Raw genomic sequence first — 26,861 nt, forward strand, 5'->3', positions numbered from 1 at the left:
ATTCGTATTTAAAAATAGGATGGGTGACTTAACCATTTCTTTAATTCCACATTACCTTGCACAGATAACAGTCGGTATAAATAACGATAAGGCTGTCTATATTCTTCTAAGTGAGGAATAGACATAATTGTTTCGTAACCACTTTGAAAGGCATGTGCTTCTTTTTCGGTAAGTACATATTCTAGTCCGATAAAATCAAGCTCTCGCGGAGCAACAGCGTAAGCTTCAGTATCTACTAAACCCGTAATAGTTGTACCGTCAGATAAAAATTGAGTAGGATCCATATCAATTAAGACGAGTGTAGATTCCTTTGGTACGGACAGGGAAGAAAGTTGTGATTCAAAGGTAGGGAATGCATTTTGTATGCTTTCATCATCAGAATAAAACATATTCACAAGCTCTTTACTTACGTTTAAAATATGTGATTGGAATTCATCTAGTGGAACTTGGAACGTGCCTGACGGATTTCCTATGAAATCGGCTTTAAATTTATGTATTTCTGCAAGTCCTTTTCCTAGGCTGAATAAAATAGAATCTGGTTGCTCGATAAAAGATTGAACTGTGTTACCTACTAACTTTTCAACCACCACAAATTCACGGCCATTTAAAACATGTTTTTCTAATATTGTTGGGATAGGAAGATTCGTATGTTCTTGCAACAATGTATGTACCGTTTCTAAATGATGGACGTTCCTTGGATCAATTCCAAATAAATTTTTACATCCCCACCAAAAATCATTATTTGGTTCTTCATTCATTTTAGAAGCACGAACGATAACTTCTGTATCTTCTGTTTGAACGAGAAAAACATCACTTGCATGATCTTCATAACCTGGGTGCAAGGCTTGAACGGATAGAATAGGTGAATTGAATAGTTGTTGTAACATGAAAAGACCTCTTTTTCTGTAAATTCTATAAATTTATTATATAACAGGTGATGTGTTATGGGGATAAAGATAAAAAATTGAAATCATAGTTACATTTATAGTGAGAACTTATTAAAAATATTATATTTCTCCATTTTTGTGTGAATTGTCAAAAAAAACAGAGTGATAGTATTTGAATGTAAAGCTCGTATCTTTAAAGCTATGAAGAGTAAAAGTAGAATTAAGCATTCGTTTATAAGATTGTGAATCAGAATAATGTAGACTATTGAAAATATTTCTCAATAATAAAATGAAGAGAAAAGCATGAAGAAGTAGAATGCATTCATTTATAATAGATTTAAATTAATTAATATAATTAATTGTTAATTTTATTATATTAAATGGATAGGAGAGAATATTATGGCAAATGTACTCGTAATAAATTTCCCTGGGGAAGGTCATATTAATCCGACTTTAGCTATTGTAAGTGAGTTAATTCAGCGAGGGGAAACAGTTGTTTCTTATTGTATTGAAGATTATAGAAAGAAGGTTGAAGCAACAGGTGCGGAATTCCGAGTGTTTGAGAATTTTCTCTCTCAAATTAATATTATGGAACGAGTAAATGAAGGTGGGAGCCCTTTGACGATGCTATCTCATATGATTGAAGCATCAGAGCGTATTGTTACTCAAATTGTAGAGGAAACAAAAGAGGAAAAATACGATTATTTAATATATGATAATCATTTTCCAGTAGGACGTATTATAGCGAATATTTTACAATTACCAAGCGTTTCATCTTGTACAACGTTTGCTGTTAATCAGTACATTAATTTTCATGATGGGCAAGAATCGAGACAAGTAGATGAAATGAATCCATTATATCAATCTTGTTTAGCGGGAATGGAAAGATGGAATAAGCAGTATGGAATGAAATGTAATAGTATGTATGATATTATGAACCATCCTGGTGATATTACGATTGTATATACTTCAAAAGAATATCAGCCGCGTTCAGATGTATTTGATGAATCGTATAAATTTGTAGGTCCATCAATTGCTACTCGAAAAGAAGTGGGGAGTTTTCCTACTGAAGATTTAAAAAATGAAAAAGTAATTTTCATTTCTATGGGAACAGTTTTTAATGAGCAACCTGCTCTGTATGAAAAGTGTTTTGAAGCGTTTAAAGATGTAGATGCCACAGTCGTATTAGTCGTTGGTAAGAAGATAAATATAAGTCAATTTGAAAATATCCCGAAAAACTTTAAGTTGTATAATTATGTCCCGCAATTAGAAGTTTTACAGCATGCTGATGTATTCGTGACACATGGTGGTATGAATAGTTCGAGTGAAGCGTTATATTACGGTGTTCCATTAGTTGTAATTCCGGTAACAGGAGATCAGCCATTCGTTGCAAAACGATTGACTGAAGTAGGGGCAGGCATAAGACTTAATCGTAACGAGTTAACTTCTGAATTGTTATGTGAGACTGTAAAGAAAGTAATGGATGATGTGACGTTTAAGGAAAATAGTCGTAAAGTGGGAGAGTCGCTTAGAAATGCTGGTGGATATCAAAGGGCAGTTGAGGAAATACTTGAATTAAAAATGAAGCCGTACGTAAAGATTAAATAGATGTTAAAAACACACTTACTTTTAATTGGTAAGTGTGTTTCTAGTATTACGCGCTAAATGTGTTACATAAAAATAGCGATAAAGGTGAAACTTTTGTGTATATAAACTGATATCTTTGTCTTAGCAGAAAAATTACGTTAAAATAATACTAAGAAAATATATAAGCTTTGGGGGTAATGAATGAAGAAAGTATTTGAATACGTATTATTAACAATTGGCTCAATTATAGTAGCAGGTTCATTAGAGCTTATTTTAGCACCTAATGGATTAGTAGATGGCGGGGTAACGGCTATTGCTATTATGGCAAATAAAGTTGCAGGATTGCCGCTTTATGGCGTTTTCTTAGGAATTAATATCCCAATTTTATTATTTACTGCAAAAGTAATGGGAAAGAAATTTTTTATCCGTACATCTTATGCGAATGTAGTTACAACACTCGGATTAATTTATTTAAAACCATTTCCAGCAATTACGACTTCTGAGTTATTAATTGTACTTTATGGTGGAGTGCTGTTCGGAATTGGTGTTGGGATTGTTGTTAAAATGGGTGGAGCAATTGACGGTTCGGAAATGTTAGCAGTTTGGATGAATAAACACTTTAATGTACCAATTAGTACATTTTTACTTGCAGTAAATGCAGTTATTTTCATCTTTGTTGCAATTTTATTTTCAATCGAACAAGCGATGTTCTCATTAGCAATTTTCTATATTGTTACGAAGATGATTGATTTTATATTAGATGGTATTAATCAAGGTAAGAGCGTTATGATTATTTCTGGTAAGAATAAAGAAATAGGCGATTTACTTATGAAAGAATTGCAACTATCTGTTACGTATCTACATGGAGAAGGTGGTTTTTTAGGGGAGCATAAGAGAATCATTTATTGCATTACAAACCGATTCATTTATCCGAAAATGAAAGATCTCGTTCTCTCTGTAGATCCAACCGCTATAATTGAAGCTTCCTATTCAACAGAAACGACTGGTGTGAAACGTCCGGGAAGGAAAGCTAGGTCAGGTGAGTAACTAGAAGAAGGCTGTCCAAAAAGTTATTTTGGAACAACCTTCTTTTTTATTTTGTTGAATTGTTAGTATGTTACAAGTTAAACCCACTGTTAACAAGTTTCCTTGCAACTAGGGAACCAAGCGTCTTTCAATAATGTAGCCAACGTCTCAATTTTATTTTCCGGAATACTACCAAAACCGAGTAATACATATGATTCCTTGCGTAAATCATTCATGAAATCATATGGAGAAAGTGGGTATAATTTAACGCTTTGTTTTTTAGCGGATTCAATCATTTCATTTTCATTCATACTGTTATGTACACATAAAACAATATGAAGTCCGGACTGTTCGCCAAGAATTTGAACATTAGCCCCCATTTCTTTCATAATGGATTTTACTAACGCATGATGTTTTCTTTTATATAGTGTACGACTCCGATTAAGGTGACGTTCCCAATCCCCGCTTTGTATAAAGTTAGCAAAAGCAAGTTGTTGTATTGTAGCCACTGTTTGTTTAAAAATTCCATACAGTTCTTGATATATTTTTAAAAGATGTGGTGGTAAAACAACATATCCCATTCGTAAAGAAGGTAAAAAAGATTTTGAGAAAGTCCCCATATAAATAACGCGTTCATTTGAATCAAGACTTTGTAAAGAAGGAATCGGCTTACCAGCGTAGCGAAACTCTCCGTCATAGTCATCTTCAATAATGTATCCATTGCAATCATTAGCCCACTTTAACAATTCTAACCTTCTAGGTAAAGGCATAATAATCCCAAGTGGAAATTGGTGTGATGGTGTAACGTATGCGACATTGGCATTTGTATTGTATAAGCTAGAAATATTAATCCCTTTTTCATCCAATGGTATGGGATGGATTTGTCTATCACAGCTTTTAATGATTGCGTGTATACGGTGAAATCCAGGGTTTTCAATGCCGTATTCTTTTGTAGGGCCAAGCAGTTGAAGTAGTAACCAGAGAAGTGGCTGCGTTCCGGCACCGATCACAATTTGATCAGGTGAAGAATGTACACCGCGAGAATGATATAAATATGTTGATATATGCTCTCGAAGAGCGAATTCACCTTGAGGGTCTTCTTTGGCAAATAGTGCATTTTCGTATGTAAGTATGGATTCTTGTAATGCCCGTTTCCAATTTGTAATCGGAAATTTATTTTGATCAATAAGCCCTTGGCTACAATCGTATTCGAATTTTTCGTCTATCAAATTGCTCGTCTTCTTTGCTGCATTTCGTTTTTTATTTGGGATAACGTCAATATCGAAATTTGCTACAAAAATACCACGTTTCGGTTTACTTTCTACATAACCTTCAGCTAATAATTGTTGATAAGCTGATTCAACAGTAATGCGGCTAATATTAAGTTGTGATGCTAAATTTCTGTGTGAGGGTAGACGTGTGCCAACAGAAATAGTCCCTTGTATAATTTCAGCTTTTATATATTCGTAAATTTGCAAGTAAATAGGTGTGTTACTTTGTAATTGCAATGGGATAGTAAAATCCATATAAAACTCTCCTTTAAAACTGACCTTATAAAAAATACTGAAACTGCCACTTAAGTAAAGGGCAGTCACTTTCTATAATAATGATATAACATTTAGAAAATTAAATAAATAGTTAAGGGAGAGTTAAAAATGAATGTTAAAGAAGTAGTAACAGAAGAGCAATTACATGAAGTATTACCTGTTTTACAGCAATTACGAACACAACTTTCAAAAGAGGAAACAGGCACTTTATTTCGAAATATGAAAGAAGAAAATTATAAACTATTCTCGCTGCGTAATGAAGATGATGAAGTTGTTAGCCTTGCAGGTGTAGCGATTTGTACGAACTTTTATAATAAGAAGCACGTTTTCGTATATGACCTTGTAACGGCAGACGCACATCGTTCAAAAGGACATGGAAATGTATTACTTTCGTATATAGAGAACTGGGGAAAGGAAAACGGATGTGAGTCTATCACCCTCACGTCAGCATTTTCAAGAATTGATGCTCATCGTTTTTATGAAAGAGAAGGGTATGATAAGGTGAGTTATTCTTTTCATAAAGAATTATAAATAATAAGAAGAAGCTGTCTCGAAAAGTTGGGAACAGCTTCTTCTTATTATTATTTCTCAAGTTATTATTGAACCGTAAATAGGTTGTAAGTTATGGTATATGTATTTGAAAAGGTTATATAGTGTTATTGGATCGAATTGTTTTAAGTAATAATAAAGAGAATGATTGGAGCGCTTATACTTGAAAAAAATAAAGAAACTATCAATCCCTAATGATGCTAGAGTTATTGTCATATCGGATATTCATGGAGAATTAAATCTTTTAAAAGAAGCACTACATAAAGTTAACTTTAAAGATGAAGATTATTTAATTATTAATGGAGATCTTTGCGAGAAAGGACGAGATAGCGTAGGTGTAGTAAACTACGTTATGAATCTTGTAAAGAACAATTCAAAGGTTCACGTTGTTGAAGGGAATTGTGAAGTTTTAGTTGATGCTCTTCTAAATGAAAATCCTCGTCTTATTAATTATTTATGTACGAGGAAGCATTCAATTTTTAATGAATGGCTAGAGCAACTGGATTTTTCAGTTCATGAAGGTACTTCAATTCGTGAAGTGAAAGAAGCATTGCTAAGTGAATTTTCACAAGAACTATATTGGCTAACGGAGTTGCCAACAGCGATTGAAACAGAAGATTATATTTTTGTGCATGCAGGGCTAGAAGATAGAGTAGATTGGAAAGAAACAGAGCGCAAAAATGCGATAGCAATGCCGGAGTTTTTTTATAAATCACATAAAGCAAATAAGTATGTAATAGTTGGTCATTGGCCAGTCGTGAACTATTCTGAAGAAGCACCGTCTAACAATCCAGTTGTTGATGAGGAGAAAAAAATTATTGCAATTGATGGAGGAAATGCAATTAAAGAAGCAGGACAATTAAATGCATTTATTATTCAGAGGAAACAAACGGGCGATACATTTTCTTATACATATGTAGACTATTTCCCACAGTATGAAGTAATAGCGGATTTTAATGCGAATTCAGAAATGCAGGGCGGAGTGACATATCCGTATTATTACATAGAGCCTATCGAGAAGATGCAAGATTACACCGTATGTAAGCAAAAGGAAACGAATAATTTGCTCACTGTAAAAAATGAATATATGAAACAACTTGAGTCAGGTGAATATACAGTGAAAACCGATATTTCTTGTGCGCAAATAAGCGTTAGGAAGGGAGATATCGTTTCTCTCATTGATGATAGCTGTTCAGGATATGATTTAATTAAAAAAGATGGCGTAGAGGGTTGGATAGAGAAAGGGATTTTGCTTGAGGTGAATAAAAAGGGAAATAATATATTGAGCTGAAATAGGAGGGGATAACCTCCTATTTTTTATTACCTATTTTACAATCACATATTTCAATTAACCTTTTAAATTAGTGGACTGCTTGCTGTCTTTAATAAGTAAATAAATCGTAGTCGGCAGAATGATAAGCGTCATTCCTAAAAGAATTGCTAGTATGCCATAACCTCTATAGGGAGCAGAAACGATAAAAGGAAGTATCGCTAAAAAAATCCCTGCTATCATCATTGAAATACTACTAATATTTGAAGCTCTTTTTTCAAGGTGCTTATCATTCCATTCTAATGAAACGGTTGATTTAGTCGTATCAATTTTGGAACTGAAATAACCTATTAATATAAATAAAAGCCCTAATGCTAAAAATATGAAATGATCAAGAGGGAGTGAAAAGCCAAGAGCGATGAGGGCGATGACAATATCGACAAAAAATAAGAATAGTAATATTGTGTTGCCGATCCAATGGAGAAATTTCTGGTTACTCGCTGCTTTAGATAAAGCTAAAAATATAAAGAATAAGAAGGAACATATAATTATATTTACGATTACAAAAGTGCTTTTATCCATTGTTGATGTAGGCGTTCCATTGAAGTCCCATTTCGTAACAATATTTGATGGTAAGAAGAAATATAGAATAATATTTGTGGTAACCATAGTGAGAAATAAAGCAATACTAAATCGATTATTCACTGAATCACCAGCTTTCTAAATCAATAATTGGTATCTAATAACAAAATTATACAATATAATATATGATATTAGTTTTGATTTTTCTGAAAAAACATTATAATTATATATGAAATAAAGAGGAATGCAGGAGGGAATTATGCAAAACGTTGTATTAAAGGGGAAGAAAGTTACAATTCGTACAATAGAAGAATCGGATATAAAAACATTATGGAATATCATATTTAAAGAAGAAAGCCCAGAATGGAAGAAATGGGATGCGCCATATTTCCCGTTCTCAATGCAAGAATACTCTTCCTATAAAGAGAAGATGCAAAATCGTTTGAAAGAAGAACCACTGTCAAATTTAATTATAGAAAATAACGGTCAAATCATTGGGACAGTCGGGTTTTATTGGGAATATAAAATGACGCGTTGGTTAGAGATGGGAGTTGTGATTTATGAGCCAACATACTGGAATGGTGGATATGGTACAGAAGCATTAAAATTATATAGAGATTTGCTATTTGAAAAAATGGAGATTGGTAGAGTAGGAATCACGACTTGGTCTGGCAATGAACGAATGATGAAAGTAGCAGAGAAAATAGGAATGAGCTTAGAAGGTAGAATGCGAAAGTGTCGTTATTATAACGGAACATACTATGATTCTATTCGAATGGGCATGATTCGTGAAGAATGGGAAGCGCTATGTGTAACGAAGGGGTGAGAAAGATTGTACGCTATCATTGCTACATTTGATCGTGTGTTTACTAATAAAATTACAGAATTACAAAATAAATTAACAAATGTAATTGGAACAAATCAATTAGCTGGAGTAGAACCTCATATAACGATTGCGGATTATAATGAGTTGGATGTTAATTTGTATATTGAAAAATTAAAGGAATTTGTAGCTATTCAAGAAAACATGTCTGCAGTCACTTTTCCTTCTGTTGGAACTTTTCCTACTAACGGTACGGTTTTTCTAGCGCCGACTGTTACCGATGATTTATTGAGACTTCATCATTTTTATCATGATCATTTCAAAACTTTTCATGATAATTCAAATTCATATTATGTACCAGGAAAATGGGTTCCGCATTGTACGATTGCGAATCATTTGAATTTAACTCATTTTTTAAGTGTGATGGAGTATATATATGAGAATTTTGATGTTACAACAGCTTCGATTGAAAAGTTAAAATTAATTAAGGTCAATTATGAAAATGGTTCTGCCGTTTCTTCTAGTATATTAGCAGAATATAATTTAAAGAGAATGGAGACATCGAGATGACATATATAATTAGAGAAATGAAGCAAGAAGATATTCAGGCTGTACAATCAGTAGCGAAAATAGCTTGGCATGATACATATGAAGGCATTATTCCGAGAGAGATTCAAGATAGTTTTTTAGACGAGGCATATTCTGATGAAAAAATGAAATATCGCCTTAAAAATACACATTTATTCGTTGCGGAAGAAGAGGGAGAAGTAATAGGATTTGCGAACTTTTCACCTGTTAGACTACAAAACGAAGCAGAATTAGGGGCAATTTATTTGTTACCAGATCAGCAAGGAAAAGGGATCGGAAGTGCTTTATTACAAAGAGGGATTAAGGCATTAAATGGGATACGGAAATTGTACATACATGTAGAAGCTGCAAATGAAAAAGGAAAACGCTTTTATGAAGCGAAAGGTTTTGCTGAATTAGAGCAATTTGAAGAAGACTTTGAAGGACATATGATGCAGACAGTAAGGATGGTTTTATACGTATAAGGAGGACTAGTAATGAGAACTTTTGATTTTAGTGAAAAAGTAGGAAAGCACTTATCAGTATTTCAATCTAATTTCATCATGTCGAAAATAGTAAACCATCAAGGAAATGTACATATCGGTGCTATGCATTTACAAGCCAATGGAATAATCTGATGTCATGAAGCAGTTGTATCTCAACTGCTTCTTATTGTGGACGGAGTAGGATATGTGTGTGGGGCAAATAAGGAAAAGGTAAAGATAGAGGCGGGACAAGCTGTGTTTTGGGAGAAGGGAGAGCTTCATGAAACAAGTACAGAACAAGGATTAACGGCAATTGTTATGGAAGCGGAGAATCTTGAACAAGGGATAGTAATGCCTATTATTCAAGGGGAGTTGTGAAAAATGATAATTAAGGCGAATCAAGAAGATACCAATGAAATATTAAAATATGCGGCTCAATCGCTTTTTGAAGGGACGAGAGGGAATTGTCAATTAAGTACCGAGAAAGCGGTTGAAATTACAAAGCCGATTGTAGAAAAAGGAGCATACTATTTAATCATTAAAGAAGAAAATAAAGTAATGGGATGGATATTAATAGGGGAAAATACAGACTATTTTTCTCGTGAAAAACTTGGATTTATATATGAATTGTACGTTTTCCCAGAATATCGCGGGAGAGGATTATCGCGAGAACTGATGGAAGCTGGTATTAAGGAATTAAAGGAGAAGTATTCAGAAATTAGGTTGAATGTATTTGCTGGGAATTTTGCAAAAGAGATGTACGAAGAGTTTGGGTTTGTTGAAAGGCAGGTAATTATGACTTTGAAGTGAGTATTATAGTCGGAATGGGAGAAGAGAAAATAATGATTTAGTGGCTACTTTATCGCTGGAATTTAAAGCCAATAAGTCCTTATAAATATATAAAATAGATGGTTTGCCTTTATTTTATAGTAGATTGATAGTGTATGCTTAAAAATAAATAAATTACTATTATACAATATATCGTTATTATAGTAAAAGAGAAATTTTGGAAAAATATCATTTTTTTGTTTAGAAATTTTTAAATTATTGATATAATCAATTTGTAGAATTGATTATTGGTTAATTTTACTATTTTTAAATTTTAAGGGGGATTTAATAATGGCAGGACAAATTCGTATGTCACCAGAGGAACTTAAATCGAAAGCTACTCGATATGGACAAGGTGCAAATCAAATTGAGGACATTTTACGTCAACTACAAAACTTACAAAATGAATTAAGAGGAGAATGGGAAGGTCGTGCTTTCGAAGGTTTTGACCAACAGTTCAATCAATTAAAGCCAAAAGTACAAAACTTCGCACAGTTATTACAAGAAATTAATATGCAGCTTAATAAAACTGCAGAAGCTGTTGCTAGACATGACGAAGATCTTTCTCGTAATTTCGGTCTACAATAAGACAGATAAAAAGAAATATATAATTTAGCCATGCAACCATACGTTGTATGGCTAAATTACTTTAAAACTAGAGTAAGATACGAAGTCTTTCATTAGATAGACTCGCAGTCGCAGGAGTGATAAGTTGTGAAAAAGTTCAAATGGAGCATCTTGTTGTTTATTATTTTAGCTCTTGTACTATCAACAGGGGTCTCCTATTTAGCATTAAATCAAAATGTTAAGAAAGCTAATGAGAATACTACACCAAAAATGACAGTTGCGTTGGTAAATGAAGATCAGGGCACTGTTTTTGAGGGCAATAAAATAGCATTTGGGGATCAATTTGTTAAAAATGTAAATAAAAATACGAAACAAGAATGGTACGTAGTTAGTCGCGGGGTAGCAGAAAATGGATTGAAAAATAATAATTACAATATGATGATTGTTATTCCAAATGATTTTTCTAGGAAAGCAGTTGCGATTGATTCAGAGATTCCGGAGAAATTAACGTTAAACTACAAAGTAAATGCAACTGGGAATAAGGATTTGAAAGCTGAGGCAGAAAATACAGCTTCTGTTATTTTAGAAGATTTCAATAAGCAAATAATCGACGTTTATTTTGCGAGTATTATCGGTAAGCTACAAGGTGCACAAGATAATATAGGTAAAATAATTGAAAAAGGAAACGTTCAAACAACTATGTATAAAAAAGATATACATAGTCCGTTAGCAAATTACACAAATCAATTTAAAACAGTACAAGATTATACAGGTGTTTCTGTTAATAGTTTCAAAGGATTTCAGGATGTTTTAAAAGGTTTCGGTCAAGCGTTAGATGAAGGGAATAAATCTAACAGTACGTACTTAGATGGTTTTAATAACTTTCAAAAAATGCAAACTGATAACAATTTGTTAGCGAATAATTTCACAAATCAATTCAATCAATATATGAATGATATGAATACAGGCGATGCTTTAAAGCAATTAAGTGCATTGGAATCAGCTAATAAAAGTATTTCAAATCAATTTACGTTTTCAGAGAAAGAACCAAATGTTTTAACTGATGCTTCAGCAGTTCAAAAATATTTAGCAGATGTAAAAAAACAAGTATCTGAATATGATACAGAACTTGCTGGAAAGTTAGAAGGTGATATTCAAGAGACGGTAATTAAGAAGTTAAAGCAATCTATGTCGAATGATGGAAAGCAAGAAATCTTCATAAATACATTAATGAAACAACCAGATGCTCGAATAAAGAAACAAATCGAGAATTTAATTGCGAAATTACCTAGTTTAAACATGGAAGAAATCGGTCAAAGTGATTTACCAGATGCAACGAAATTACAACTGCAAAATGTAATTCAATTTACAAAAAAATATAATAAAGAAAATAATTTTTATTATGATCCTGTAAATAAAATATCTTTAGGAAACGCAATTAAAGAAGTGAAGGATAGACTTTATACAGAGAGAATTACATTTAGTGATACTGCGAAAGTAATTAAAATGGAATCGCCGCAAATTTTGAAGATAAAGATTCCAGAAGAATTTAAATTAGATGGAAGTACAGAAGCTTTATATATTGATGATGTGGATCGTACAAGTGACTTTCTACAAAGCGAAGCAGGAGAAATTACAATAGCTCCTCGTAATGAAGGGGATATAAAGATTGATCTGCATGTGAAGTTAAAAGATCCAAACATCAATATAGATGTTTTCTCTCCTGTAATGTGGCAATGGGAATTGAGTGGGACTCATACAAAAGAAACTAGTCCTGAGAAAGAAGAACCTAATAAAGAAGAACCTAATAAAGAAGATAAAGGAACACAAACGGAAAATAGCAAGGTGGAAAATGTGGTTCATAAATCACAGTATGGCATAATGCCGTTAGTACACAATGCTAAAAAACCTATTATCAAAAAAATGGAAAACACAACAGGCAATAATGAAGGAAACCAAGGAGGCGGAACAGGGAAAGATAACGGAACTGGAGGAAACCCAGGAGGCGGAACGGGAACAGGTAACGGAACTGGAGGAAACCAAGGAGGCGGAACGGGAACAGATAACGGAACCGGAGGAAACCCAGGAGGCGGAACGGGAACAGATAACGGAACTGGAGGAAACCAAGGAGGCGGAACGGGAACAGATAACGGAACTGGAGGAAACCCAGGAGGCGGAACGGGAACAGATAACGGAACTGGAGGAAACCCAGGAGGCGGAACGGGAACAGATAACGGAACCGGAGGAAACCCAGGAGGCGGAACGGGAACAGATAACGGAACTGGAGGAAACCCAGGAGGCGGAACGGGAACAGACAACGGAACTGGAGGAAACCCAGGAGGCGGAACGGGAACAGACAACGGAACCGGAGGAAACCCAGGAGGCGGAACGGGAACAGATAACGGAACCGGAGGAAATCCAGGAGGCGAAACGGGAACAGATAACGGTAAAGTTATTGAAAGTACAACGAATCAAGTTATACATCAAAAAACAGAAAAAATAACAGATATTACTTCTAGTGTATTAATAAAAGAAGCAGTAGATACAGTTGAAAGTTATCAAGGTTTAATGAGCCTTTACGAAATGTATTATGGGATTGATTTAAGAACGAAAGATGTAGGTCCTAAGTTAGAAGAGGGAAGTTTAGATGCAATTGCGACGGACCAATCTTTGTACTACGTATTAAATAAACAAAGCTTAATCGATTTAATTTCAAATCTTGTTTCATCAAGTATTACTACAGAAATAAAGCAAGATATGTCAGGTTTAAAACAAAAAATAAACTCTTATCAACAATCTATTACTAGTGCGGATCAAAATTCTATGCTACTAGCGGAGAAATTAAATGGAACGACGCAACAAGCAACTAGTATGAATGAAAATTTAGGAGAGTATGTAAAAGGTTTAGCGAAATGGCGTGAGAATAGCTTAAAGCTAGTTGAAGAGCAGCAAGTAGTAACAACAAATCATGCTGGTGAGCAAACGGCTGTTTTATCGTTAGATTCTGGTATTAAATCATTAATGATGCAAAGTCAGTCATTGGTCGAAAGTTCGAAGCATAGTTTAGCAACTTCAGACGATGTATATAAAACATTTGATCAAATTAATGGACAAGCAAAAGAAATTCAAGACAGCGGAACGACAATTGTTTCAAAAGCTGATTTATTATTAAATGACTTTACAAAGAAAATGGAAGATGATAAATCATTCTCCAAAAACTTTACGAAAATTTTAGCGAATAGTCGTATTGGAGATCGTCAAAATGAAATGCTATATGACTTTTTAGCTAGTCCAGTTCAAAAGCAAAATGATGGAGTAATTGTAGCAGGTAATGCTTTTACACCGTACTTAATTGTATTAACTTGTTTCATTGTTGCATTATTTACAGCATACGCAATTGCGAATCAAGAAAAGAAACGAATGCAATCGGATCATTTTGAAGAGAAATTCTCATTAATTGATATGAATGTACCAACTACAGTAGTAGCTTTCGGTATATCAATTGTGGAAGGAATTAGTATAGGTATCATTTCTGGGCGTCTTTTAAAGTTCGGTCAGGATCAAAGTTTACTATGGATTGCGTTCATCACATTTATTATGATGGCGTTTGTATTGGTCTCAACCTACTTATTACGACAAATAAAAATGGTAGGAATGTTTATACTATTAGTATTTTTAAGCATGTACCTATTTTTAACTGAGGCAGTTGGAAGTAAAGTAGATCAAATGTCTTCTGTCGGAAAGATACGTCAATTCTCACCGCTTCAGTATATAGAAAGTTTTCTAAATGATTTTATTAGTGGTAAAGATACTGGGAAAGTTATTTTTGTCGTATTGTTTGTAATTGCCATTATTGGATTGGTTAGTAATCTATTTGTATGGCATAAGAAATGGGAGGAAAAAGAAGTAAATGATCAAACAATGGAGCATAGTGGCTAAGTTATCATTTCTCTCTATCCTTTTACTGTTTGTCGCGCTACCGATAAGGAGCGCGGCTGACAGTTATCTTGGTGATGATGGGAAGATTAAGTTTAAAGTGGATCGACTTGAAGAAAGCGACCAAGAAAAAAATAAAAAGGAACATAAGGAAACAGAATTAGATAAAGCATCAATTGAGTTATTTAACCAAGATATAGAAGAAGAAATTGAGAAAAAGAAAAAGAAAGAACAAAAAGATATGGAAGCTCTGCGAGATTCTCTTTTTATAAAACAAAAAGAGAATAATAGTGTTAAAGATACGAAAAATAGTTTGTTTAGCAGTGAATACATTGTCAGAAAAAGTGCAGATGAAGTAGCGAGTAATGAAACAATGAATGAAGAGCCAATTAGTATAACAATAATATTATTATTTGGCGGTGGCATTTTACTTATTTGCATCGGTATTTATACGGTTCTTCGTAAAAGTTGGAGGTAAAGCGATGGCAATACAAACACATATTAATGTCACAGTAGATTTTAATAAATGGAATGGAAATACATACGATTTGCGTATTCCGAATCACCAATCTATTAAATATTTATTGAAAAACTTATTAGATACGCTAAAGATTGATAATCATGAAGGTTCACATTTTGTAATTAAAGTGAAAAATAAGTCAATTGTTTTAACAGATAATGATCGTTTAATTGATCACCAAATAACAGATGGAGATATTTTGCAAGTTTTATAAAGAATATTTTTTACTTTTAGTTATTTGAAAATAAGTTATTACGGGTTATAAAGAAAAGGAGAAGAGGATAAACATGACGGAAAAAATAATTCAAATTGATGCAATGAACTATCAATTTCAAATAGAAAAAGAAAATTGGAAATTGGAGATGACCAAATCTCAAACACGTATAAAAGACTTCCGTCAATTCGATATAATTACGGGCGTATCATCTGAATTTGTACCATTAACAATAGAAGAAGCGGATGATATGTTTACGTTTCTATATCAAGTAGATAAAAAATTATATAAGTGGGACAATCTTAGCCGTTTTGGAAGAAATGAGAAATTAAGACTACTTCGGAATGTTGCGCAGTTTCGTAAATATTTGAATAAACGAATCACGTTCTTTTTACATCCAGACAATATAGTTTTTAATGCTAATTTAATACCAAGTATTATACATAGAGGAATTCGAGATATTGTTCCACCAACCCCGTTATCAGAAGAACAATTTTTAACACAATATAAGTGTCTAATTATTGCTTTATTCTCCCAAAAACATAACTTTGATGATTTGTATGCTGGGTTACTAAAAGATGCAAAAGAAACAACATTTGAACAGACCGTTGCTCAAATGGAAAGCTTAGATGCATTACTGCAGTTTCTTGATGACAGCTTTGAGAAGGAACAAACAAAAACAGAGAAAAATATGCAGTTAGTACCTAAAAAAAGCTATAAATCGTTTAAATACTTAGCTTTTTCCTTCATAGCGGCGACAGTTATTTTAGCTGCTCCTTTAATATATTTCACTTTTATAAAATTTCCTTATCAAAATAAATTGTTAGAAGCAAATGCAAGTTTCATAGCAACTGATTATGACAAAGTCATTACGCAATTAAATGAAGAGGAATTTGAATTATTACCGATTGCATCTAAATATGAGTTAGCATTTGCATACATTACAGCTGAAAAACTAGGTGAAGCTCAAAAGAAATCGATTATGAAAAACATTAGTTTGAAAAGTGATGAAAAGTATTTGCTGTATTGGATGTATAACGGAAAAGGTAATTTTGATAAATCATTAGATTTAGCTAAGACACTTGATGATCCTCAGCTTATTATGTACGGCCTTGTTAAACAAATTGAATCACTGAAAAATAATCCGGATTTATCAGGAGAAGAACGTGATCAAAAGTTAAAAACATATGAGCAACAATTAGATGAATATAAAAAGAAATATGGCAGTTCATCAAGCGATAAAAATTTGTCGGACACAGAGAAAAAAGAGTAAGCACTTGATGAGACAGTTGAAAAGGAGCAGTGAACACGGATGGAGCAACTATTAGTATTGACTTATGGAGACAAAATATATAAGTGCACATTACATCCAAATGAGCAATCAATAGTGTCGATTGGAAAAGAGTGGACAAATGATATTACGAATCCAAGTTTAGAACAAGAAATAGAGTTAAAGTGGAATAATGAAGTAAATGCTTGGATGGTACAGGATCAATTAATAGAATTCAATAAGGAAGTTGAGATTGGAAAAACAAGAGATGTGAGCTTGAAAATCTTTATATCTATTATTGGCACAACTAAAGTGTTTGATATCGGAACGAAACTTTCTCTTACAGTGAGTCGAAACGATTACGATGATATTTCTATTACCGGGACTAGTGTAGATTTAATGCTATCTCGCGAAACGTTGTACGATTCTTTTAAAGTGAACGTGTATGGCGGGGATGTATTTCATAATTATACGAAGTTAAAAGATAGCGTTATGTTGGAATCAGGAGACGTATTATATTTTGATGGTATTTTATTGGAGATTGGTAGTGAAGACATTCAAGTACTTTCTTCAGAAGATAAAGTGAAATCTGCGTTACCTATTTTAGTAGAATCAGAAACGAATTATCAAAGTGGTTATCCAGACTATCATCGTTCACCACGTATTATTTACCGTGAACCAGAAGAGAAAATGACAATTGCAAAGCCTTCAAGTATGCCATCAAAACCAACGGAGCATTTAGCAAGAATCATTGCACCTTCACTTGTCATGATTGTCGTAACTGTATTACTTGCTATTTTCATGAAATATGGAATGTTTATTATCGCATCGATTGCGATGACATTAGTAACAATCATTGTTTCTGTCACATCGTATATTAAAAATTTGAAGCAATATAAAGTCGACATTGTTGAACGAGATAAAAGCTATAGAGAGTATATAAAACAAAAAACGAAAGATTTACATGCAGAAAGTGAAAAACAGCGTCACGCATTACATTATCACAATCCAAATGTAGAAGTAATACGTAATATGGCAGTTCAAGTAAATCCTCGAATTTATGAAAAAACAATGTTACATCATGATTTCTTAACATTTAGCGTTGGAACAGGACAAGCTAATACGAGTTTTGAAATTCAATTTAATGAAGAAGAATTTAGTCAAACGAAAGATGAATTAATTGATATAGCACGTGAACTAAGACAGCGTTATCTATCATTGGAAGATGTACCAGTTGTAACAGATTTAATGAATGGACCAGTCGGTTATATTGGTCAACGCTCTTTAGTGTTAGAGCAATTACAATTATTAGTTGCACAAACGGCTTTATTCCATAGTTATTATGACTTGCAGTTTATTACTATTTTTCCGGAAGAAGAAAAAGAAAAATGGGATTGGATGCGCTGGTTACCTCATGGAAGTGTTCGCGATATAAATGTACGTGGATTTGTATACCATGATCGTAGCCGTGATCAAGTGTTAAATAGTTTGTATCAAATATTGAAAGAACGAAAATTAAAACTAGATGAAAAAAGTTCTACTAATGAAAAAATGTACTTTGCACCGCACTATGTCGTTCTCATTACAGATGAAAAACTAATATTAGACCATGTTGTTATGGAATTCTTTAATGATGATCCGAGTCAATTAGGTGTATCACTTGTATTTGTACAAGATGTTATGCAAAGTTTACCGGAGCATGTGAAAACGGTAATAGACATAAGAGATGCAAAACAAGGGAACATCATCTTAGAGCAAGGAGAACTTGTTAACCGTCAATTTAAACTAAATCATGTGCCAAAAGGATTCAATTTAGAAGATATTTCACGGGCATTAGCACCATTAAATCATTTGCAAAACTTAAAAAATAGTATTCCAGAAAGCGTAACATTTTTAGAAATGTACGGCGTTGAAAAAGTAAAAGAACTGAATATCACAAGTCGTTGGGAGAAAAATGCAGCGCATAAATCTTTAGCTGTACCACTTGGGCTACGTGGTAAAGAAGATATCGTAAACTTAAACTTACACGAAAAAGCACACGGACCACACGGATTAATAGCAGGTACAACAGGTTCAGGTAAATCGGAAATTATCCAATCGTATATTTTATCTCTAGCAGTCAATTTCCACCCGTACGAAGTAGCCTTTTTACTAATTGACTATAAAGGCGGCGGAATGGCGAATTTATTCAAAAACTTACCGCATTTATTAGGAACAATTACGAACTTAGATGGAGCACAAAGTATGAGAGCGCTCGCATCAATTAAAGCTGAATTACAGAAAAGACAACGATTATTTGGTGAAAATGATGTAAACCATATTAATCAGTATCAAAAACTGTATAAAGAAGGCTTAGTAAGTGAGCCGATGCCGCATCTATTTTTAATTAGTGATGAATTCGCAGAACTGAAGTCAGAACAACCAGAATTTATGAAAGAGTTAGTTTCAACAGCGCGTATCGGTCGTTCGCTCGGAATCCATTTAATATTAGCTACGCAAAAACCGAGTGGTGTTGTAGATGATCAAATTTGGAGTAACTCGAAATTCAAACTAGCATTAAAAGTTCAAAATACGTCAGATAGTAATGAAATTTTAAAAACACCGGATGCTGCTGAAATTACATTACCAGGACGTGCTTACTTACAAGTTGGGAATAATGAAATATATGAACTATTCCAATCAGCTTGGAGCGGAGCAGACTATGTAGAAAACAAAGAAGATAAAGAACATTTAGATGCAACGATATATGCAATAAATGATCTAGGACAATATGAAATATTAAGTGAAGATTTAAGTGGACTTGGTAGTAGTAAAGAAGTAATAAGCGTACCATCTGAACTGGATGCTGTCATTGACTACATTCACGATTACGCAGAAATAAATGAAATTGAAGCATTAGCAAGACCGTGGTTACCACCACTTCCAGAAAGCGTATATTTACAAGACTTACATGCTATTCAGTTCAAAGAAGCATGGACGAAAGAAAAGAAACCATTACAAGCAACAATTGGTCTACTAGATCAGCCTGAATTACAATCACAAAAACCATTAACATTAGATATTAGTAAAGACGGACACGTAGCGGTCTTCTCAAGTCCAGGCTACGGAAAATCAACATTCTTACAATCAGTCATTATGGATGTAGCTCGTCAACATAGTCCGGAGCATTTGCATGTGTATTTAGTGGACCTTGGAACAAATGGTCTTCTACCTTTGAAAGGATTACCTCATGTAGCGGATACGATTACGATTGATGAATCTGAAAAATGTTTAAAGTTTGTTGAAAGATTAACTCAAGAAATGAAAAATCGTAAACGATTATTAAGTGAATATGACGTTGCAAATATTGAAATGTATGAAAAGGCAAGTGGGAAAGAAATACCACATATTATTATTGCGATCGACAATTATGATGCAGTAAAAGAAGCGAAGTTCTATGAAAGCTTTGAAATGCTAATTATGCAAATTGTCCGAGATGGTGCAAGTTTAGGAATTCATACCTTAATTAGTGCAGGGCGACAAAATGCACTTAGAATTCAATTGTACAATAATATTAAAATTCAAACTTGCCTATATATGATTGATCAAAGTGAAGTAGCTAGTATTGTAGGGAGATCTGATATAAAAGTGGAAGAAACAGCAGGAAGAGCGTTAATAAAACTAGAATCTCCTACATTATTCCAGATTGCATTACCTACGAAAGCAGAAGATGAATTACAGCAAATTCAATTATTACAACAAGAAGCAAATGATATGGATCGAGAATGGGATGGAGAACGTCCGAAGGCAATTCCAATGATGCCAGAAGTGATTGATATTGCTACTTATCGTAAAAATAAAGACGTTACAAAAGCTCTACAAGCAGCAAGAATTCCAATGGGGCTTGATTTTACAAACGTAGAAGTTGTAGCTCATGATATTGCAGTGAATGATCATTTAATGATTTATAGTGTAGATGATAGTATGAGAAAACAAATTGTATCTAGCATCCTATCTCAATTGAATAAAGATTATTTTGAAAGTGTGACGTTGGTGGATACAGCAGAGTATAGTTTCGTTCAATATAAAGACGATGTGACGCACTACATTGTAGACGAAAATGAAATAAATATGCATGCAAAGTATTGGATGGAAGTAATTCGTGAACGAGCTCTTGAATTAGCACAAGCAAGACAAGAAGGTAGAGAAATTCCTGCATTCACAAAACAACTCATTATCATGACAAATGTTGAAGAGTTTAGTAAATTTGTTTATTTAGAAATGGAAGATGCAGCAACTTTAATTGATCTATCTCGTACAGTAGGCATTTACTTTGTATTAGCAGGTCACCACGACTACATGGACCGAAATCGTGAAGCTCTACCTATGAAAATGAGAAGTAAGCTAACAGCAGCAATTATCGCAATGCCATTAAATGATCAAAGTATCTTCAACATAAAATATATAAGCAACGAAGCGCCATTAGGTAAAGATGAAGTGTATTACTATCAAAAAGGGAACATAATGAAACTAAAAATGCCTAGAGTAACTAACGAGGTGACAGTATGAAATTAAAGAAGAAAGCTAAGGTGATGATAGTCGTGTCAATAGTGGCAAGTTTATTAAGTGGATGTGGTTTTGGGGAAAAGCAAATAGATTATAAGCCATTTGTCAAAGCTTTGGATGAAGGTGACATGAGAAAGGTTATGTCTGCGAGTGATGATGGGTATGCGTATGTGAAGGAACGGGTTATTGATTTTACGACAGAAAAAAATGGTGATGACAGAATTCATAATACACTATATCAAACTACTGAAGGTATATATAATTTGAAAGAAAAATTGTTATATGGAATAACGTCTCAAAAAATAACAAGTAAAACAAAAGATATAAAGGATAGGCATAAGGATATTAATTATAAAGAAGAAGAAAAATATAATACCAACTTTATGTATAAAAACGGAAAACTTCAAGGTTCGGATTCAAATTTAGATATTTCTCCTGTGAAATTGATATTTAATAGATTACAAGGTGTAGGGAATTTAAAACTGAAAGCAGATGGTAATAGAAAAAAATTTAATGAACCAAATTCAGTTGGATTTACTTTAACAGAAGCACAATTTCAAGAAATAATTAATGATAAATTAAAATTGCAATATAATAAATTTGAAAATGCATCAATTGTACTTAACTTTAACGATTCAATAGACAATGAAAAACACCCAATGCAAATAACAGAATTAACAATTTCAATTGACTATGAGAAGAAAAATGATGAAGGTAAAATGTTAACGCATAGTCAACAAATATATGTTTATTTTAGTAGTAAAAAAGATAACAATCAGGAAGCTAAGAAAGAGTTTGTAAATTATGAAAAACAATATAAAAATAAGTAATTAAATGGGAAGGTGAAGTGGTTTGACGAAAGGTGTGGAAAAGACAGAAAATTATAGATTGACTTCGGATTGGGGGAAATTGAAACTAGCAGGAGAAGATATATATAGTTTCAATAACAGCGAAGAGCCATATAATAAAACAGGAGAAAACGGCAGGGAATTAAACATAAATACTTTAGAAGAAAAATTTGGTGCAACACTTATAGAGGTTGAAGTGGATAAAGATACAGGATTTGCAGCTTATGCCTTTAAGGATAATAAAACAGGAGAAGTTGTTATTTCGTATGTTGGAACGGAAGCTGGAAAAGACAATAATAGTGATGTAGTAGTGGATGCGGAGATAGGTGGTCATAATTTAACCAATGCAAATAAATTAGTGTTTAATGATTGGGAACATGAGTTAGAAGTAAAACAATATGATCAAGGAGAGGCATTTTACGAAAAAGTGAAACAATATGCTGATGGTAAAACCATTAGTATAACAGGACATTCTTTGGGCGGAGGTATTGCAAATACAGTAGCATTAAGGCATCAAGAAGACGATATTGATGTTTTGGCGCTAAATCCAGCACCAGTTTTAAATCGAGATGTAGATAAGTTTGGTAATGGCTTTGATATGAAAAATGTTCGGAATATCATTAATCAGAATGATCCACTACATATTGGGATAAAGGCAGCAGACTTCACACTTCCAGGAAGAATGTATAAAATCCCAAATCAAGCAGGACACTCATATGCTTTTACAGCGAAGGATTATGATGAAAGTGGGCACCTAATATGGCTTGATAAACTAGCAAGTGATAATGATACAGGGTGGGATATTATTCCGGGGATTCTGGAGCTTTCCCAATCTACTGGTGCAATATATACAGGAACTATAAATGACGTATTTCATAGAAAAGTTTCTATCCAGGAAGAAAAAATAGCTGGAAATGCAATTAATTTGATACTAAGCGTAACGCCAATTTCTACTATTTTAGGTGGGATATTATGGTACTCGGACGTTATGCAAGGTAGCAAGGAGCTTGAAAAGCTAAAAGATATAGTTCAAGAAGGTTTTTCAAGATTAAATACAAAGTATGAAGGGCTAAAATCCCAAATTACAGCAGAAGCAATTCAATTTAGCCTAATGGCTACAATTGAAATTAAAGGCACAGTAGATACAGCTGTAGAGTGGATTGAAACAACTTTAGCGAAATGTAAGGAAAAAGTTTTAGAAGTATTAGAGTCTGTATTTAATACTGCTATAAATTTTTTGGCTGGAAGTGTTGTAGTATATTTAGCTACAAGTGAAATTTTAGAAATTGCAAAAGAAGTAGCAGCTTCTTACGTGCAAGATTTACTAGATTTGTTTAAAGGAGATTTTGTGGTAGATACAAATGTAGCTGCAATTGTATCTGAACATATATTAAGTCATCGTCACTCATTATTAAATCTCTTTATGAATGATAACAGCAGGGGGATAAACCGTTCTTTATTAGGTGAAATTGCTAAAGATGTAAAGGAGTTATCAAAAGATTTAAAGCAATTAAACAACGATGTTTCAGAGGCAGTATTTTCTATGTTTGCAAAAGATGAAGAATTAGGGGCAGTTTCATATTATTAAAACTCCAAGTTTATAAATTTAAAAGAGAGGGGTATGAAGGTGGATTTACATACGATAATGTCAAGAGTTCATAGTACATTTCCAGCTAGTGGTGGACGAGAACAAATTATAAACGTTGTAGTGCAATTGGAAAAAGCAGCTGCATCTTTAACTGGGGATATTAGAAGGTTAGAGAGTAGTATTGATAGTACATTACAAGGGAAAACACGTGAGGCATTTATTGATCGTATCCGTCAATTAGAGAAAAAAAGACAAAAAATAGAAGAGAAAATTAGCGTACTAAAAGGGACAGTGAATTAATATGAAAGATTATATGGATAGAGTATTACCTTTAGGCAGTGTTGTGAGATTGGCTCTTAAAGAAGGGGAAAATGTAGAGTATGTAATCACTACGAGAGGTTTATTACTTGATGAAAACACATTCTATGATTATGGCGGAGTGTTGCATCCAGTGGGTTTAACCGAAGAGACATATAAATTATTTAACCACGCGGATATTGCAGAGGTTAAATTTGAAGGGTATCGAAATAAAATTGAAGGTCAATTCGCAGCTAAGTTTAAAATGTGGCGGAATGAGTTTGTTGAAAAAGTAATTGAAAAAAATAAAAAGAAACAACAAGAACAAGAGTTAGAAATAAAGGGAAAAAAATAAATTAAAAAGGAAATAAGCTTTCCTCTTCCAAAATGGAGAGAGGGAAGCTTATTTTGATTGATTAAGGGTGTCAGTATGAAGTTAAAGAAGAAAGTTAAGATGATGATAGTTATGTCAATAGTAGCAAGTTTATTAAGTGGATGTGGTTTTGGGGAGACAAAGATAGAGTATGAGAGATTAGTAAAGGCGTTGGATGAAGGGGACATGAAGACTGTTATGTCTGCTAGTGATGATGGGTATGCGTATGTGAAAGAAAGAAGCATATATGGGACTTTTGAGGAAAAAGAAGACGGTACTCATAGTAAAACAATCTATCAAACAACAGAGGGGATTTATAATACCGATGAGAAAAAATTATTTGGAGAAACAACGGAGGAAATAGCTACGAATATTAAAAATGAAAAAGAAAAGGCGGATAATAGTAATTACAAAGAAGAAGAAATTTATCATACTAATATAATGTATGAAGGTGGGGAAGTGAAGACTGTAAAAAAGGTATTTGATGTGTCCTCTGTTAAATTAATTATGGATCGCTTACAGGGAATAAAAGATTTGAAAGCGTCAGAAGATACAAAGGGATTCGATGAACCGAATATTGTTAGTTATAGTCTAACAGAATCTCAGTTTCAACAAGTACTAAACGATAAATTAAAGTTAGAATATGATGAATTTATTGGTAGCTCAATTGGATTGCACTTTAATGCTATAAAAGATTCAAAGAAAGGATCTATGGGACTATTAGAAATAAGAATAGCTGTAAGTGTAAAGAAAGAAAATGTTTTAAAACAACAGCAAATATTTGTAAGCTTTAATGATAAAAAAAGTAATAATAAAATAAAAGAAGACTATTTGAACTATCAAAGACATTTTAATTATGTAGGTGATTAATGTGACCAAAAGATTAATTAATAAAATAATTATTATGATGGTAGTAATGATTCTATTAGGTACGTGTAGTTTTGGTGAAAAAAAGATAGATTATGAGCCGTTTGTCAAAGCTTTGGATGAAGGAGATATGAGAAAGGTTATGTCTGCGAGTGCTGAGGGATATGCGTATGTGAAAGAACGAGTTGTTGATTTTACTATAGAAACAAATGGTGATGAAAACCATTATAATACGCTATATCAAACTACTGAAGGTATATATAATTTGAAAGAAAAACTGTTATATGGAATAACGTCTCAAACAATAACAAGTAAAACAAAAGATGAAGAGGATAGACATAAGGATATTAATTATAAAGAAGAAAAATATAATACAAACTTTATGTATCAAAACGGAAAAGGTCAAGAATCTGATTCGAATTTGGATGTTTCTCCTGTGAAATTGATATTTAATAGATTACAAGGTGTAGGGAATTTAAAATTGAAAGCAGGTGGTAATAGAAAAAATTTAATGAACCAAATTCAGTTGGATTTACTATAACAGAAGCAAAATTTCAAGAAATAATTAACGATAAATTAAAATTGCAATATGATAAATTTGAAAATGCATCAATTGTACTTAACTTTAATGATTCAATAGATAATGAAAAACACCCAATACAAATAACAGAATTAACAATTTCAATTGACTATAAGAAGCAAAATGATGAAGGTAAAATATTAACACATAGTCAGCAAATATATGTGTATTTTAGTAGTAAAAAAGATAACAATCAAGACGCTAAGAAAGAGTATGTAAATTATAAAAAGTAATATGAAAATAATAAATGATTAAATAAGTGATTGAAAGGCCGAAAGTTGAGGAGGATTTAGGCGATAACAATTACTTCTGGTTGTATTATGATGGAATATTTAGAGAGAATAGTATGGTGAATGTTTCATAATTATTTCTAGTTGTAGTGGAAATAATTTGAGAATAAACGCCCCAATTGCTGGAGTAGATGCAACAATTGGGGCGTTTATCCCGCTTTAATGGGCAGTAAGACCCCCACCTCAAAATTCAGCGAAAGCAAAGAAGTTAGGTGGGGGATCAACTGCCCATAAAAGTCCGATTGGTTCAACTAATAATCAGTGGGGGATGGAGAAAACCCCCACTGATTAAAGTTTCACTTTATCTGTCTAAATTTAGTTTGAATGCATACCATTTTTTAGTTAGAGTCCTCGCTCCTCAAGTAGTTTCTTCATAATAACGGTGTGAAGTTTTTGTGTAATCGGCTTTTATTGCTAAGTTACAACTATTTCCTCTTATAGAGTACTTCTTATTATCGATACATCGTCCACATTCCAATGTCTTTAAATCCTAGTCGTTTATAAATTCGTCCAGCAGCTGGATTGTTATAAAATAAACAAAGTGTTCGGCCTTCTTTCGTAAAGTCTTGGATCATTTTTTGTAATATGAGTGAAGCGTAGCCATTTCCACGATAATTCGGGTGTGTACATACACCAACTACCATAGCGGATAATGAATTTTCAGCGGAAGTAGAGGCGGATGTTAAGCCTGATGAGGTGTTATCTATGAGTGACCACTCTTTTAGTTATTCGTTTAGGAAAATTATAGAGGTTACAGACTTGTGAGTCAATAACTATTCAGTTGGAACTTGTGAGATAGTATTCGACAAAAGTAG

Annotated in this window: 22 protein-coding genes and 3 pseudogenes; 21 read left to right on the forward strand and 4 right to left on the reverse strand. The window is 33.1% G+C overall.

Features of this window, described 5'->3' with window-relative positions; genetic code table 11:
* Nucleotides 1-8: 8 nt before the first annotated feature.
* A complete protein-coding gene (locus ASE54_RS03565) occupies nucleotides 9-887 on the reverse strand; it encodes a nitrate reductase (RefSeq protein ID WP_000941370.1) in 879 nt (292 codons plus the stop codon).
* Nucleotides 888-1,286: 399 nt separating this feature from the next.
* Between ASE54_RS03565 and ASE54_RS03570 the strand changes: the two genes are divergently transcribed.
* Nucleotides 1,287-2,495: a macrolide family glycosyltransferase gene (locus ASE54_RS03570; protein WP_000024469.1), complete on the forward strand. Its 1,209-nt coding sequence runs from the start codon at nucleotides 1,287-1,289 to the stop codon at nucleotides 2,493-2,495.
* A gap of 180 nt (nucleotides 2,496-2,675) precedes the next feature.
* Nucleotides 2,676-3,521: a YitT family protein gene (locus ASE54_RS03575; protein ID WP_000755126.1), complete on the forward strand. Its 846-nt coding sequence runs from the start codon at nucleotides 2,676-2,678 to the stop codon at nucleotides 3,519-3,521.
* Nucleotides 3,522-3,610: 89 nt separating this feature from the next.
* Here ASE54_RS03575 and ASE54_RS03580 read toward each other — a convergent pair whose 3' ends face one another.
* The gene (locus ASE54_RS03580) at nucleotides 3,611-5,026 is read right to left on the reverse strand and encodes a PLP-dependent aminotransferase family protein (RefSeq protein ID WP_000348040.1); all 1,416 of its coding nucleotides are present in this window, start codon (nucleotides 5,024-5,026) and stop codon (nucleotides 3,611-3,613) included.
* A 129-nt stretch (nucleotides 5,027-5,155) separates the two neighbouring features.
* Here ASE54_RS03580 and ASE54_RS03585 point away from each other — a divergent pair, with 129 nt between their 5' ends.
* Both ASE54_RS03585 and ASE54_RS03590 read left to right on the forward strand, forming a co-directional pair.
* Entirely contained in the window at nucleotides 5,156-5,578 is a 423-nt protein-coding gene (locus ASE54_RS03585) for a GNAT family N-acetyltransferase (protein ID WP_001101124.1), read from the forward strand.
* Between the two features lie 181 nt (nucleotides 5,579-5,759).
* Nucleotides 5,760-6,887, forward strand: coding sequence for a metallophosphoesterase (locus tag ASE54_RS03590; protein ID WP_000721390.1), 1,128 nt, complete (start codon nucleotides 5,760-5,762; stop codon nucleotides 6,885-6,887).
* A gap of 57 nt (nucleotides 6,888-6,944) precedes the next feature.
* Here the strand turns inward: ASE54_RS03590 and ASE54_RS03595 are convergent, their stop codons facing one another.
* Nucleotides 6,945-7,571, reverse strand: a complete 627-nt coding sequence (locus ASE54_RS03595) for a DUF1648 domain-containing protein (protein ID WP_001065178.1) — start codon at nucleotides 7,569-7,571, stop codon at nucleotides 6,945-6,947.
* Nucleotides 7,572-7,707: 136 nt separating this feature from the next.
* Here ASE54_RS03595 and ASE54_RS03600 point away from each other — a divergent pair, with 136 nt between their 5' ends.
* The 17 genes and pseudogenes from ASE54_RS03600 (at nucleotide 7,708) to ASE54_RS03680 (ending at nucleotide 25,989) form a co-directional block, all read left to right on the forward strand.
* The gene (locus ASE54_RS03600; protein ID WP_001181851.1) at nucleotides 7,708-8,274 is read left to right on the forward strand and encodes a GNAT family protein; all 567 of its coding nucleotides are present in this window, start codon (nucleotides 7,708-7,710) and stop codon (nucleotides 8,272-8,274) included.
* Nucleotides 8,275-8,280: 6 nt separating this feature from the next.
* Complete coding sequence (locus tag ASE54_RS03605) at nucleotides 8,281-8,841, forward strand: 2'-5' RNA ligase family protein (protein WP_000270896.1); 561 nt, start codon at nucleotides 8,281-8,283, stop codon at nucleotides 8,839-8,841.
* Nucleotides 8,838-9,323 carry a GNAT family N-acetyltransferase gene (locus ASE54_RS03610; RefSeq protein WP_000221053.1) on the forward strand — a complete coding sequence of 162 codons (486 nt, stop codon included), beginning with the start codon at nucleotides 8,838-8,840 and terminating at the stop codon, nucleotides 9,321-9,323. Before ASE54_RS03605 ends, ASE54_RS03610 begins: the two co-directional genes overlap by 4 nt.
* Nucleotides 9,324-9,335: 12 nt before the next feature.
* A pseudogene (locus ASE54_RS36685) lies at nucleotides 9,336-9,701 on the forward strand (cupin).
* A gap of 3 nt (nucleotides 9,702-9,704) precedes the next feature.
* Nucleotides 9,705-10,133: a GNAT family N-acetyltransferase gene (locus ASE54_RS03620; RefSeq protein WP_000584244.1), complete on the forward strand. Its 429-nt coding sequence runs from the start codon at nucleotides 9,705-9,707 to the stop codon at nucleotides 10,131-10,133.
* A gap of 309 nt (nucleotides 10,134-10,442) precedes the next feature.
* Complete coding sequence (locus tag ASE54_RS03625) at nucleotides 10,443-10,739, forward strand: WXG100 family type VII secretion target (RefSeq protein WP_000918601.1); 297 nt, start codon at nucleotides 10,443-10,445, stop codon at nucleotides 10,737-10,739.
* Between the two features lie 153 nt (nucleotides 10,740-10,892).
* Nucleotides 10,893-14,657 carry a type VII secretion protein EsaA gene (gene esaA, locus ASE54_RS03630; protein ID WP_033795232.1) on the forward strand — a complete coding sequence of 1,255 codons (3,765 nt, stop codon included), beginning with the start codon at nucleotides 10,893-10,895 and terminating at the stop codon, nucleotides 14,655-14,657.
* Complete coding sequence (gene essA / locus ASE54_RS03635; protein WP_000595661.1) at nucleotides 14,629-15,132, forward strand: type VII secretion protein EssA; 504 nt, start codon at nucleotides 14,629-14,631, stop codon at nucleotides 15,130-15,132. Before esaA ends, essA begins: the two co-directional genes overlap by 29 nt.
* 4 nt (nucleotides 15,133-15,136) lie before the next feature.
* Nucleotides 15,137-15,388: an EsaB/YukD family protein gene (locus ASE54_RS03640; protein WP_001007566.1), complete on the forward strand. Its 252-nt coding sequence runs from the start codon at nucleotides 15,137-15,139 to the stop codon at nucleotides 15,386-15,388.
* 73 nt (nucleotides 15,389-15,461) lie between these two features.
* On the forward strand, nucleotides 15,462-16,661 hold the full coding sequence (gene essB, locus ASE54_RS03645) for a type VII secretion protein EssB (RefSeq protein WP_000136615.1): 1,200 nt from the start codon (nucleotides 15,462-15,464) through the stop codon (nucleotides 16,659-16,661).
* A 39-nt stretch (nucleotides 16,662-16,700) separates the two neighbouring features.
* Nucleotides 16,701-21,206 carry a type VII secretion protein EssC gene (gene essC / locus ASE54_RS03650; protein ID WP_000436724.1) on the forward strand — a complete coding sequence of 1,502 codons (4,506 nt, stop codon included), beginning with the start codon at nucleotides 16,701-16,703 and terminating at the stop codon, nucleotides 21,204-21,206.
* A complete protein-coding gene (locus tag ASE54_RS03655; protein ID WP_000768472.1) occupies nucleotides 21,203-22,033 on the forward strand; it encodes a DUF3952 domain-containing protein in 831 nt (276 codons plus the stop codon). Before essC ends, ASE54_RS03655 begins: the two co-directional genes overlap by 4 nt.
* A 22-nt stretch (nucleotides 22,034-22,055) precedes the next feature.
* Nucleotides 22,056-23,639, forward strand: a complete 1,584-nt coding sequence (locus ASE54_RS03660; protein ID WP_000160311.1) for a lipase — start codon at nucleotides 22,056-22,058, stop codon at nucleotides 23,637-23,639.
* Nucleotides 23,640-23,678: 39 nt separating this feature from the next.
* On the forward strand, nucleotides 23,679-23,939 hold the full coding sequence (locus ASE54_RS03665) for a hypothetical protein (RefSeq protein ID WP_000363098.1): 261 nt from the start codon (nucleotides 23,679-23,681) through the stop codon (nucleotides 23,937-23,939).
* Nucleotide 23,940: 1 nt separating this feature from the next.
* A complete protein-coding gene (locus ASE54_RS03670; RefSeq protein ID WP_000656385.1) occupies nucleotides 23,941-24,291 on the forward strand; it encodes a DUF4176 domain-containing protein in 351 nt (116 codons plus the stop codon).
* 75 nt (nucleotides 24,292-24,366) lie between these two features.
* Nucleotides 24,367-25,179: a DUF3952 domain-containing protein gene (locus ASE54_RS03675; protein ID WP_000768495.1), complete on the forward strand. Its 813-nt coding sequence runs from the start codon at nucleotides 24,367-24,369 to the stop codon at nucleotides 25,177-25,179.
* Between the two features lie 34 nt (nucleotides 25,180-25,213).
* Nucleotides 25,214-25,989: pseudogene (locus tag ASE54_RS03680) on the forward strand (DUF3952 domain-containing protein).
* A 509-nt stretch (nucleotides 25,990-26,498) separates the two neighbouring features.
* Here the strand turns inward: ASE54_RS03680 and ASE54_RS33575 are convergent.
* A pseudogene (locus tag ASE54_RS33575) lies at nucleotides 26,499-26,720 on the reverse strand (GNAT family N-acetyltransferase); the annotation flags it as partial.
* Between the last annotated feature and the right edge of the window lie 141 nt (nucleotides 26,721-26,861).

The organism is Bacillus sp. Root131, assembly GCF_001429475.1.
GTDB classification, from domain to species: Bacteria; Bacillota; Bacilli; order Bacillales; family Bacillaceae_G; genus Bacillus_A; species Bacillus_A thuringiensis_S.